Genomic DNA, 11,588 nt, shown 5'->3' on the forward strand with positions numbered 1-11,588 from the left:
CCTTGAAGTGGCGGGCACACATCTCATAGGCGGTGCTTCATTTCGCCAAACCGGGTCTTTTAACCGCGAACTGCACCGGCGGGTGCCGGTGCAGCTCTTTTCGTAGAGACATGATTATCAGGAGTGATCTTCACCAACGTCCGAAACATGCGAGTTGCCGCCTGTGATCGTGGCGTCAACGGCATTGGAGAGCATGTTGGCACCCTGTACCAGTTCCAGATGGAAGCCGGAATTTGCAAGGATTGCCGATGCATCCGCAGTGCTGGTACCCGCAGCGTCGTCGCCGGCCTTGAGGTCCCACCCCTTGCCGTCCATGCCTTCTGCGCCAAAGGCGTCGCCGGCATTGGCGCTCAGGTGGTTTTCGGCACCGCCGTTGTTCATCTGAACATTGTAGGCGCTGTCCTGATCCGCCAGGTGGTTGGCCTGCACAAGGCTGAAAGCGGAGTCGTTGCCTTCGCCGTTCAGCGAGCCGTTGAGGATGTTGTCGACGTCGAGTGTAAAGGAGAAGTCGTCACCCAGGTTGAAGGTGAGGTCTCCGCCGGCGATGCCGAGATTGCCGACATCCTTGACGCCGGTGATGTTGCCGAAGTCGTCATCCGACTTGTAGAAACTGTCAGCGGAATTAAAGCTGTCGGAAGTCGTCGTGGTTGTCGTTGTTGTGGTGGTGTCGTTGTCGGAATAGGAGAACGACTTGTTGTCCGTATCCGTGATCGTCTTCACGTTCGTGTCGTTGTCGCTGTACGACTTGCTGCTGTAGCTCCAGTCGTAGTCGCTGTCATTGTCGTTGATGGTGGTGGTCTTCGTCGTGGTGTCGTTGTCGCTGTATGACTTGGCGCTATAGTTCCAGTCATAGTCGTTGTCGCGATTGTCACCATTGCCGACGGCAACGTCGATCTTTGCGTCGACATCCACCTTGGAGCTGTTGTCCGTGCTGTTGTCACTGTAGTCGTTGTTGCGGTTTTCACCGTTTGCAGTGCCGACGTTGCTGTCTTCCACCTTGGCGTCATTGGTCGCCGTGTTGGCAAAACCATCGGAAAGCGCGCCGATTTTCGTAATATCGTCGCCGGACTTTGGATTATAACCCATTTCGATTTCCTCCGAAAAAAGCTCGGAGCAGCTTTCGAAATCCCTCTCATCTAAAACGGGATTTTTTCGCGCTTGCTCCGCGTTGCACAAAGATTGATGTTCTGCAGATGCACTCGGTACGTTTCATCTGCGGTTTGGCATCGGCCCGTGACCGGGCTCTTTTCGTTCAGCCCTTGTGCGCTACTCGGTATTAAGGCGCACAAATCCGTTCCTCGCTCCGGTGGGGAGCGCGGTGGCTTCGTCTTTTTTGTTTTCGTTATGTCTTGAAAAGGGGCCGGCGTTTGCAAACACACGTCAAAGGCCGGGGTTGTCTTTCCATCGGTCACCGTTTCCAGCGACGGGCAGACTGTGCCGCAGAAAAATGGAGCTTCCTAGATATCAATTCGGGCTAGGCATTTTGGCGCCTTCACCCCGAATATATATGCCGGAGGGTGATCGGACGGGGTTCTTTCGCCGGTTCAGGCACAAAAAACAGTAGTTTCGGCAGGGAAAACGGATTTTTTGAAAAACATGGTTTATTGCGGTGGGAAATGACCGCTATCCCGAATTGGCACGTCCACGGAGTTCGTTCGCCGGGCAGGTATGTAAAGGGATATCAACTAAAAGTTATATTTTCCCGGATTGCAAAACCGCAGCGAAAGCTTTTCCGATGTGTTTGTTTTTACACCGGTTCCGGGTGGAACGATTCATTACCGGCGTAACCAATTTTGTACGTCAATTGCAAGAAATAACCCGTTTGGGCCATTTATTTACACAGCTTTTCGTATTAGCCTCCTAAATTAACGGGTAATTAATGATAGTTGACATGGCTTGAAGCGGGATTTGCCCCGTATGTTTTCAGGGGTACCCCGGCGAATGACAGACTGCACAACCGAAAGAATGTAATGCGTAAGCGCTTTAGGGAGGCGTCAATGTTCATGGGAACTTCAGATTATGCGGCAAAACAGAGTGGTGCCGTTGCTCCTATAAATGGAACTTTATTGATCATAGCGGATCCGGATCTGTTTTCCGAGTGCCTCGTGGAGGCGTTGGGCAAAAAGTTCCCTACATTTGCTGTGGTGAGTGTGATGTCGTCGGCAAAGATCGACGATGATTATGGCGCCAATGTCCGCTTAGTGTTGCCATACCGCATGTCGGGCGAGCGTCTTCATGACGTTCTTTCGGCAGTCCGCGAAAAACACCCGGACGCGGCGATCGCACTCGTCGTCGAAACTATCGACAAGTTCGAGGAGCCGTTAAAGCAGCTGGTGGGGATGCGTGTCATCGATGGTGTGTTGCCGCTTAATCTGCGGCTCGACGTCTTCATGGCGGCGGTGGACCTGCTCATGAAGGGCGGAGAGCATTTTCCGGCCGCTCTGCTCGGCAAGCTCACCCCTTATTCCCAGGCCGTCAATGGCAAGAGCGTTCAAAGCGACGCTGTGATCGCCAATCGCGCCGATGCCCTTGCCGTCAGCAGGAGCGAAATAGCGACGTTGACGACGCGCGAGGTGCAAATCCTTGATCTGCTTTGCAAGGGTACGCAAAACAAGATCATCGCCGACCGGCTTCATCTGTCTGAGAATACCGTGAAGGTACACGTTCGCAACATCTACAAGAAGATGAACGTGCGCAACCGAACAGAGGCGGCATCGCGCTTCTTCCACAAGGACGACGACGCGGCCTTCTCAGGCTGGAAAAACTGAGCCTCGGGCAAGGCCAAGGCCGCCCGGGCGCCAGTTTTCGCTAAGGGTTTCTCCCGGAGGCTCAGGGCCTCAGGAAGCAACGGGACTTCTGACCAAATCCGCTCGGCGAGCAGATATAGGGAGAAGAACCGGAATAAGAGTGCCGCGGCGATATCGCGGGCGTGTCGGAGGCATCGGCAACAAGCGTGACAGCCGCGTTGCCTGTCTTTTCGTAACCGTAGGCCGCCTTGGCTGGAGCAACACGGCTCTTGATCGTTTCCGTCTTTGCGGATGCGGTCTTGATCAAAACGACGTCTTCGGCAACGGAACATGAAACCGTCGCGAAGGTGAACGTCGCAAGTGCTGTGGCAATAAGTGCAAAGCGACAGTGGCGGGCTAGTTTGCCGCCATGGGAATAAGGCATGTCATTCATCATGTGTGTCCCCTGAAATCGACTAGCTGTCGTATCTCGCCGGGTGGTTTTGCCCCGGTGGACCGAGCCTTACAAAACCAGAATAGTCCCGACTGGTTGAGCGAAGCTTGCGCTAATGCTCAATAAGAAAGGCATAATGGAGGCATAGTTAAAAAGTATTAAATAAAAGGGTTATTTTGAGTAATTTAGGGTAATCAATTGTAATATTTCGATAAAATCAAGTTGACCTGTTTGTTGATGCGCCTATCATAAAGGTTGAAATATATCGAATCTCAATATTAAAACCTCCAGAAGAAATAAAAACCGGAGGATGATATTAAAGTTATCTCACAATCGGGAGTTTGATCTAGTTCAAGTCGAATCAGCCGGGCTGGTTCTTCATGGGGAGGAGTGTGTAATGCGTAATTTCGTTCCCAACGACCATGATAACGGCGCCACGATCTATTCCGAATGGCGGCCAGGTCAACGTGTTCTTGTCAATGGCGGAGCCGGGTTCCTCGGTTCCCATCTTTGCGAACGCCTGCTCAGCAGCGGTCACGAGGTGATCTGTCTCGACGATCTTTCGACCGGACGGACCGCAAATGTCGAGCATTTGCGCGACAATAAGCGATTTCTGCTGGTCGAGCATGATGTCCGCAAGCCCTATGACATCGACGTCTCGCTGATCTTCAACTTCGCTTCGCCGGCCTCGCCGCCGGACTATCAGCGCGATCCCGTCGGCACCCTGCTCACCAATGTGCTCGGTGCGGTCAATGTGCTGGAAGTTGCCCGCAGATGCGGTGCAACCGTGGTGCAATCCTCGACTTCGGAAGTTTATGGCGACCCGCTCGTCAATCCGCAGCCGGAAAGCTATTTCGGCAATGTAAATACAATCGGGCCGCGAGCTTGCTACGATGAAGGCAAACGCAGCGCTGAAACGCTGTTTTTTGATTATAATCGCTGCTACGGCGTCGATATCAAGGTGGGGCGCATCTTCAACACCTATGGGCCGCGCATGCGCCCGGATGATGGACGTGTGGTTTCCAACTTCATCGTGCAGGCGCTGAAGGGCGCAGACATCACCATTTATGGCGATGGCAGCCAGACGCGTTCCTTCTGCTATGTCGATGACCTGATCGATGGTTTCCTGCGTTTTTCGGCCAAGCCGAAGGATTGCACGGGGCCGATCAATCTCGGCAATCCGAGCGAAATTCCGGTGCGGCAGCTGGCCGATATCGTCATCCGCATGACGAATTCCAGTTCGCGCATCGTGCATCTGCCCGCTGCAATCGACGATCCGCAGCAGCGCCGTCCAGATATTTCGCGGGCGAAGGAACTGCTTAGATGGCAACCGCGCGTACCGCTCGAAATCGGCCTGGAAAGAACCATCGCCTATTTCGATGCGCTGCTGGCCGGCAAGAAGGTCGCGGAGGCCGTATGAGATGGCCCGTACAATCCTCGTCACGGGCGGGGCCGGATTCATAGGCAGCCACATCTGCAAGGCGCTGGCGCATTCCGGCTTCAAGCCCATTGCTTACGATAATCTCTCGACGGGTCACGCGGATTCGGTTCGCTGGGGACCTTTCATCGAGGGCGACATTCTTGATCGTGGCCTTTTGAAAGCCACGCTCAAGGAGTTCTCGCCGGCCTTCGTCATCCATTGCGCTGCCAATGCCTATGTCGGCGAATCCGTCGAGGACCCGCGCAAATATTACCGCAACAATGTCGGCGGCAGCCTGGCGCTGCTGGATGCCTGTCTCGACCAGAATATCGGCGGGCTGGTGTTTTCCTCCAGCTGCGCCACCTATGGCGTGCCGCCGCAGTTGCCGATCCGTGAGGAAACGGCGCAGATGCCGGTCAATCCTTACGGGCGCACGAAGCTGATTTTCGAAATGGCGCTCGACGACTATGCCGCTGCCTATGGCCTGCGTTTCGTCGCGCTGCGCTATTTCAATGCGGCGGGTGCGGATCCGGATGGAGAGCTGTACGAACGCCACGAGCCGGAGACCCATCTGATCCCCCGGGCGCTGATGGCCGCTGCCGCAAGGTTGCCGCAACTCGATGTGTTCGGTGCGGATTATGACACCAGCGATGGCACCTGCATTCGCGACTACATTCATGTCAGCGATCTGGCCGACGCCCATGTAGCCGCCGTCAACTATCTTGCCGATGGCGGCGAGACGTTGCGCGTCAATCTTGGCTCCGGCCACGGCACATCGGTTGGCGATATCATCCGGGCGATCCACCGGGTAACGGGGCAGGAGGTGCCGGTGCATTTCGGCGCAAGACGCGCCGGCGATCCGCCAGCCCTGTTCGCCGATATAGAAAGAGCAAGGGAGACCCTCGGCTTTGCGCCGAAGCGCTCCGATATCGATACCATCATTCGCACGGCCGGTCCCGGCTTCGGGCTGGAGGTGCTGTCATGAGGACGCGCTCTACTCCTTCCGTCACATCATCGCGTGCTGTCGCAGGCGAATTGCGGATGCTGCCGATTTTCAGCGGCTGGAACCGCATGGCCTATCGTCTCGGCATCGGCGGCTGGCTGGTGACACTTGCCTATTTCTGGGTCTGGTGGCTTGACCGCGACCGCATCATCGACTGGCCCTATTATACCGTCGTCACCCTGACGCTCGCATGGATCACGCTTCTGCCGTCCTATTTCATCTTCATTTTCCTCAACGCGAAGGTCGTAGACCGGCGTTCTCCATTGCCGCAGGGCCGGGTGGCGATGGTCGTCACCAAGGCGCCTTCGGAGCCTTTCGCCGTGGTGCAGAAGACGTTGCTCGCCATGCTCGAACAGAAGGGTCTGGAATTCGATGTCTGGCTTGCGGATGAAGATCCGGATGCGCAAACGCTGAAATGGTGCGGTGCGCATGGTGTTTTCGTTTCGACCCGAAAAGGTGTCGCTGATTATCACCGCAAGACATGGCCACGCCGCACCCGTTGCAAGGAAGGCAATCTCGCTTATTTCTACGATCACTACGGTTACGAGCGTTATGATTTCGTCGCCCAGTTCGATGCGGATCATGTGCCGGAACCGGAATATCTGAGCGAGATCATTCGTCCCTTTGCCGATCCGGCGATCGGGTATGTCTCCGCGCCGAGCATATGCGACGCCAATGCCGAGGAAAGCTGGGCCGCGCGCGGCAGGCTTTATGCCGAGGCGAGCCTGCATGGCGCGCTGCAGCTGGGCTATAACAATGGCTGGGCGCCGCTTTGCATCGGCTCGCATTACGCCGTGCGCACCAAAGCGCTGCGTCAGGTGGGCGGCCTTGGACCGGAGCTTGCCGAGGACCATTCCACCACGCTTTTGATGAATGCCGGTGGCTGGCGCGGCGTCCATGCCGTCAACGCCATTGCCCACGGTGACGGGCCGGTGACCTTTGCCGATCTCATCGTGCAGGAATTCCAGTGGTCGCGTAGCCTGATGACCATTCTGCTGCAATATTCGAGGCATTACGTGCCGAAACTGCCCCTGCGGCTGAAGTTCCAGTTCCTGTTTTCGCAGCTGTGGTATCCGCTGTTTTCCGGCTTCATGGCGCTGATGTTCGTACTGCCCGCCGTCGCGCTGTTGAGCGGTCATGTCCTCGTCAATGCGTCCTATCCGGTGTTTCTGGCACATTTCCTGCCGATTTCGCTGATCATGATCGTGTTCGCATTCTTCTGGCGGGCCACGGGGGTTTTCCGCCCGCATGATGCAAGGCTCTTCAGCTGGGAAGCCATGGTATTCCTGTTCCTGCGCTGGCCCTGGTCGCTGATGGGGGTGCTTGCCGCGATACGCGATACGATCCGTGGCGATTTCGTGGATTTCCGCATTACGCCGAAGGGTACGCAGGCAAAACCACCGCTGCCTTTCCGGGTAATCGCGCCTTACATGGTTCTGGCGGCGCTCAGCCTTCTGGCCATGGCACTGGCGCCGCGTGAGAGCGGGGCAGAGGGCTTCTTCATCTTCGCCGCGATTAATGTGGCGATCTATGCGGGCCTTTCGGTGTTTCTTCTCATCCGTCACACGATGGAAAACGGCCTGCCGCGGCTGCCGGCGTTGCGCGGCGGGGCGACTGCCGCCGCCTGTTCGTTGCTGCTGGTGGCCGGAAGTGCTGTGGAACTCAGCTCCCATGCGATTGGCGGGCTGGAGGCCCTGTCGCACGGGCAACCTTATGTCAGTTTTACAGAAACACGGTTCACGGTCGCCGGTGCGGGCGTGGAAGGTGCGAGATCGGTGCGCCTGAAACTGCGCATCACCGTGCCAGGACTGCCCGGGAGCCGGGAAGTGCAGGCGGAGCCCGTCGTGGTGCCGTCGCCGGTGGTGACAACCGGAGAGATCATGCTGGCCGACAATAGGGTCGGACATTAGAAGGAGGAGGCTGTGATGAGAACAACAATAAGCAACTGCGGATTCTCCGCTTTCGTACTCTGCCTTGCGGTGATCGCGCCAAGTGCCGTCCACGCCGCAGGCGGCACGAAGACGCCGAAACCGCTCAGAACCAGCGAAGTCGTGGAGATGTACTTCGACAAGACCTGGAAATGGGATACGGGCGGCGGACGCTTCATCGCCGATGGCCGCAAATTCATCGCCCTGACGGAAGAAAAAGGCAAAAAGTCCGTCGGTGAAGGCCGCTGGACCGTCGATTCCAACGGCACGCTGTGCATGCGTGCCACCTGGAAAGCCGATAACGGAAGCGGCAAGGCCGATACCTGCTTCGACCACGGTCGCATCGGCAAGGTGCTCTACCAGCGCAAGCAGGGCGGCCCATGGTACGTGTTCCGACACAACCCGCCACGTCCCGGAGATGAATTCCTGAAACTTGTCCGCAAGGACGATGTCACCCCGCAAATCGCCGCCTACGACAAGGCGATGACTGCGACGAGGTAGGAGGTAAGTGTCATGCAAATAACAAGAAGAAGACTGCTTTTCGCAAGTGGGGCTGCAGTCGCGGCTTCAGCCAGCATGTACCCCATGTTCAAACTGGATGCCCAGGGTGTCGCAACCATGGGTTCCACGGGTATGAAGACGCTTGCCGACAAGCGCCCGACATTGCATGCGGACGGTATCCGCTTTGGCGCTTACGATCCGCACGGCGATTTCACCGGCCAGACCGGGGTGGCGACGGAACATCTGTTCCTGCCCTGGGAGGACGTGGATCTCGACAGCCTTGCGCTCGCCGACGCCTATGCCCTGGAGCGTAAGCGCAACGTGCTGATCACGGTCGAGCCATGGTCATGGGACGTCAACTGGCGTCTCACCTCCGACGAATTGCGCCGCAAGGTGCTGGGAGGCGATTATGACAAGAACATGCAGGCGATTACCGCACGCATGGCGGCAATGAAAAGCCCGCTGATCCTGCGTTGGGGACAGGAAATGGAAGACACGTCCGGCCGCTTCTCGTGGTCGGGTTGGAACCCGCAGGACTATATCACGGCCTACAAGCGCATGGTGGACATGACCCGCAAGGCGGTCCCCGGCGTCAAGGTGATGTGGTCCCCGAAAGGTCTCGATGGTCTGCGCACCTATTACCCCGGTGACAGTTACGCGGATCTGGTTGGTCTCTCGGTCTTCGGTCTCGAGGATTATGACAAGATCGAATATGGCGGACCGAAGACGTTTACCGATCTGCTGCGCAAGGGCTATGGACTTGTCGAAACCTTCAACAAACCGGTCTGGGTCGCCGAACTGGGTTATGAAGGTGGCGATTCCTACGTCCGTCCATGGATGAACGACGTAACGCTGAAACAGGCGGATTTTCCAAAGCTGGAAGAGGTCGTCTATTTCAACGACAAGGACGTTCATAACTGGCCGCACAATCTCGGTAAGCCTGACTGGCGCGTCGTGCGTCCGGCCCGGCTGAACTGAGGCCGAGCGGGCCGAGCGGACGCCCGGCCCGCTCGCCCGCCCGGACATTTAACTGCTGACCGCGAGCACCGCTTCCGCCTCATAGATCGCGCAAACGATGTGGTAGAAGGTGCTGGCCGGTGCCGGCTCGTCCAGCATCGGGCGGTCGGCCGGCCACTTGTCGAACCACAGTCCCTTTACCGGCGTATCGAGGAAGGGTTGCAGCGCGCCGATGGCCCTGAGGCTGGAGGCGAGGTAGCGCTGTCTCTCCTCGCCACTGCTCACGCTGGCAAGGCGCACGGCCGCCTTCAGCCATTCCGTCTGCGGCCACAGCCGCGCCAACCCGTCATGCACTGAAAAATCATCGTAGAGGCTCATGATCGCCACCTTGCGGCGCTGGCATATGCCATATTCCTCACCGATCTCGAACAGGCGCCTGGCCTTGGCGATTGCCTCGTCACTGTTGCGCAGGCTGCCCCAGCGCACCAGAAGCCAGGCCCATTCGAACTGGTGGCCCGGTTCCATGATGCGACCTTTGTCGCCCTCAAAGGGCATCCAGTCATGGCCGAAGAATTCACGAAGCCCACCATTGCCGCTGTCGATGAAGCGGGTAAGCGCGAGGTCGGCGATCTCGTCGGCCAGCGCCGTCCATGGGCCCTCGGGATCCTGCACTTCCCAGGCCAGCATCGCCTCGAACAGATGCATGTGCGGATTGGAGCAGAGCGGCATGCGCGGCGGGTTTGCCTCCTCAAAGCCGGCGACGGGATGTTTGTAGTCGCGCTTGAGGATGGCGAGGATATCCAGCGCCCGGCCGCGCATTTCGTCCTTGCGGTCGGGCAGGGCCGCGGCGGTCTGTGCGGCGGCGAAAAGGGCGAAAGCCTGATTGTAGAGATCGAAGGACGGATCGATCAGCTTGCCGGTCTGGTCGGCAAGGTTGCCGTAGAGGCCATTGTCAAGGCGATAGACTTTTTCGAACCAGCTCAGCCCATGTAGCAGCGCATCCTTCCACGGGCCTTGCCAGCCATGCTGACCGGCGGCGGCAAAACAATAGGCCTGACGCGGCTGCACGCGGGCGCGACGATCATCGGAAAAAACCGGTTTCGCATCCTGAGCGAGGCGTTCGTAAAAGCCACCGTCCGGACGGGCGGAACCCGCCTCCCACCAGAGCGGCAGGGCGTCCTCGTCCAGCCATTTCCGTAATGTCCCGATCTCTTCGGCAAGCGCCTGCGCGATACTCGGAAATTGCACAGTCATGCGTCAACTCTCTGTTTTTACAGTTGAATGAAAAATATGATCAATAAAAATACGTAACTATAGGCGCAAGTAGACCATGGGACATATTGCGCTGCAACCGTAAAAATATCGACCTCACGCCGAGCGAACCCGCACCAGCGCGATTGGTTCCGACGTTTTGTGCGGCAAATAAGGAGTCCGGGATGATTCGGAAGCCACAAAGTATCAGAAATTACAATACAAATTTGAGATTGATTATTCGTAATCCTCACGTATTTCGTAGCAATGGTCTGGTCATTAGTGATTCGGTCTCCTTTTAACCTGATTGGGCTTGGGGAAATAAAGGGGCGTAAGGCAGTGAAATTTTCTGCCTATACTTCATTGCTATTCTCCATTGCGGTTCTTTCGGGCTGCAATACTCCCTCGGGCGTTAGGTCGTTCGGGGGTGCGCAGATGTTGTCTGCGTCCGAGGCGCTGGTTTTCCCGCCGCCCGGCGGCCCGGAAATCGTAACCGTGATCAATCGCACCTATTCCAACGCAGCGTCGCAGCAGGTCATATTACGCTCAGAGGCCGCCACGCCGGGACAGAACTACATCAAGGCAGAGTTTTTCGGCCCGCAACAGGCTGGCGATACCGATCGCGACGCTCTCACTTTCACCGGCTTTAGGGCATCCTCCGTCGCGCGGGAAATCCGCGCCGAGTTTCCGGGCGAAAACATCGCCATGTCGGCGAACTATCTGCAGAACGGCTACGGCGCCTTTTCTTATGCGGCCGGCAAGGGGCGGGGCAACGATACCTGTCTTTTTGGCTGGCAGGACATACGCTCGCCGGAAAGCATGCGGCAGGATTTCCGCAACCTCGGACGTATCAAAGTGCGGCTGCGGCTATGCCAGTCGGGGGCAAGCGTCGAGCAGCTTCTGACGGTCATGTATAATTACACGATCACCGGCACCTATGCTTCGCAAAGCTGGAACCCTTACGGCACGCCGCAGGCGGTGGACAGCAACCTCGGCCGGCCGGGGCATCCGGTCTATCCCATGAAAACGGATGCGGTGCCGATGCGCCCCGGTAGTGAAGTGACCGCGAGCATACCGCCGCAGCCCGCGCGCCGCGTCGCTGCCACTGCTGCGATCGCCCCCGTGCAGGTGGAGCCGCAGCCGCTGCCGCCGGTTGCGGCCGTCAGCATTCCGTCGCCCGCATCGGCAGGCGCTCCCGTTCAGCCGGCAAGGACCGCAGTGGCGGGCAGGCGCGTGGAGAGTGGACAGCCGCCGCCGCAGGTTCCGCAGGTATCCATTCCCTCGCCAGCATGTCTGTCCGGTTCGGGAGCGCCTCAGGGATGCAGATGATGGCTGAAACCAGAACGGA

10 protein-coding genes are annotated in these 11,588 nt (G+C 57.7%); 7 read left to right on the forward strand and 3 right to left on the reverse strand.

What is annotated here, in order from left to right; genetic code table 11:
- Positions 1 to 117: 117 nt before the first annotated feature.
- Complete coding sequence (locus RBH10_RS07900; RefSeq protein WP_281037527.1) at positions 118 to 1,086, reverse strand: fibrinogen-binding protein; 969 nt, start codon at positions 1,084 to 1,086, stop codon at positions 118 to 120.
- A gap of 911 nt (positions 1,087 to 1,997) precedes the next feature.
- Between RBH10_RS07900 and RBH10_RS07905 the strand changes: the two genes are divergently transcribed.
- Positions 1,998 to 2,768 carry a response regulator transcription factor gene (locus RBH10_RS07905; protein ID WP_045020813.1) on the forward strand — a complete coding sequence of 257 codons (771 nt, stop codon included), beginning with the start codon at positions 1,998 to 2,000 and terminating at the stop codon, positions 2,766 to 2,768.
- Positions 2,769 to 2,829: 61 nt separating this feature from the next.
- Here the strand turns inward: RBH10_RS07905 and RBH10_RS07910 are convergent, their stop codons facing one another.
- The gene (locus tag RBH10_RS07910; RefSeq protein ID WP_281037526.1) at positions 2,830 to 3,183 is read right to left on the reverse strand and encodes a hypothetical protein; all 354 of its coding nucleotides are present in this window, start codon (positions 3,181 to 3,183) and stop codon (positions 2,830 to 2,832) included.
- A 394-nt stretch (positions 3,184 to 3,577) separates the two neighbouring features.
- On the opposite strand from RBH10_RS07910, the gene RBH10_RS07915 reads away from it, so the two are divergent.
- The 5 genes from RBH10_RS07915 to RBH10_RS07935 are packed head-to-tail and all read left to right on the forward strand — an operon-like array spanning position 3,578 to position 9,010.
- Complete coding sequence (locus RBH10_RS07915; RefSeq protein WP_045020809.1) at positions 3,578 to 4,600, forward strand: UDP-glucuronic acid decarboxylase family protein; 1,023 nt, start codon at positions 3,578 to 3,580, stop codon at positions 4,598 to 4,600.
- A gap of 1 nt (position 4,601) precedes the next feature.
- Entirely contained in the window at positions 4,602 to 5,585 is a 984-nt protein-coding gene (galE, locus tag RBH10_RS07920; protein WP_281037525.1) for a UDP-glucose 4-epimerase GalE, read from the forward strand.
- Entirely contained in the window at positions 5,582 to 7,513 is a 1,932-nt protein-coding gene (locus RBH10_RS07925; RefSeq protein WP_281037524.1) for a glycosyltransferase family 2 protein, read from the forward strand. Before galE ends, RBH10_RS07925 begins: the two co-directional genes overlap by 4 nt.
- A gap of 15 nt (positions 7,514 to 7,528) precedes the next feature.
- The gene (locus tag RBH10_RS07930; RefSeq protein ID WP_281037523.1) at positions 7,529 to 8,032 is read left to right on the forward strand and encodes a DUF995 domain-containing protein; all 504 of its coding nucleotides are present in this window, start codon (positions 7,529 to 7,531) and stop codon (positions 8,030 to 8,032) included.
- A gap of 12 nt (positions 8,033 to 8,044) precedes the next feature.
- Complete coding sequence (locus tag RBH10_RS07935) at positions 8,045 to 9,010, forward strand: glycosyl hydrolase (protein ID WP_045020801.1); 966 nt, start codon at positions 8,045 to 8,047, stop codon at positions 9,008 to 9,010.
- Positions 9,011 to 9,058: 48 nt separating this feature from the next.
- Here RBH10_RS07935 and RBH10_RS07940 read toward each other — a convergent pair whose 3' ends face one another.
- A complete protein-coding gene (locus RBH10_RS07940; RefSeq protein ID WP_281037522.1) occupies positions 9,059 to 10,243 on the reverse strand; it encodes an AGE family epimerase/isomerase in 1,185 nt (394 codons plus the stop codon).
- A gap of 432 nt (positions 10,244 to 10,675) precedes the next feature.
- Between RBH10_RS07940 and bcsN the strand changes: the two genes are divergently transcribed.
- Positions 10,676 to 11,569, forward strand: coding sequence for a cellulose biosynthesis protein BcsN (gene bcsN / locus RBH10_RS07945; protein ID WP_281037521.1), 894 nt, complete (start codon positions 10,676 to 10,678; stop codon positions 11,567 to 11,569).
- Positions 11,570 to 11,588: the final 19 nt, after the last annotated feature.

The sequence above is a fragment of the Rhizobium sp. AN73 genome, assembly GCF_030757975.1.
Lineage (GTDB): Bacteria > Pseudomonadota > Alphaproteobacteria > Rhizobiales > Rhizobiaceae > Agrobacterium > Agrobacterium arsenijevicii.

Excerpts from the sequence above, each read along its gene's own strand:
- RBH10_RS07900 (WP_281037527.1), bottom strand. The coding sequence starts at position 1,086 with ATGGGTTATAATCCAAAGTCCGGCGACGATATTACGAAAATCGGCGCG.
- RBH10_RS07905 (WP_045020813.1), top strand. The coding sequence starts at position 1,998 with ATGTTCATGGGAACTTCAGATTATGCGGCAAAACAGAGTGGTGCCGTT.
- RBH10_RS07910 (WP_281037526.1), bottom strand. The coding sequence starts at position 3,183 with ATGATGAATGACATGCCTTATTCCCATGGCGGCAAACTAGCCCGCCAC.
- RBH10_RS07915 (WP_045020809.1), top strand. The coding sequence starts at position 3,578 with ATGCGTAATTTCGTTCCCAACGACCATGATAACGGCGCCACGATCTAT.
- galE (WP_281037525.1), top strand. The coding sequence starts at position 4,602 with ATGGCCCGTACAATCCTCGTCACGGGCGGGGCCGGATTCATAGGCAGC.
- RBH10_RS07925 (WP_281037524.1), top strand. The coding sequence starts at position 5,582 with ATGAGGACGCGCTCTACTCCTTCCGTCACATCATCGCGTGCTGTCGCA.
- RBH10_RS07930 (WP_281037523.1), top strand. The coding sequence starts at position 7,529 with ATGAGAACAACAATAAGCAACTGCGGATTCTCCGCTTTCGTACTCTGC.
- RBH10_RS07935 (WP_045020801.1), top strand. The coding sequence starts at position 8,045 with ATGCAAATAACAAGAAGAAGACTGCTTTTCGCAAGTGGGGCTGCAGTC.
- RBH10_RS07940 (WP_281037522.1), bottom strand. The coding sequence starts at position 10,243 with ATGACTGTGCAATTTCCGAGTATCGCGCAGGCGCTTGCCGAAGAGATC.
- bcsN (WP_281037521.1), top strand. The coding sequence starts at position 10,676 with ATGTTGTCTGCGTCCGAGGCGCTGGTTTTCCCGCCGCCCGGCGGCCCG.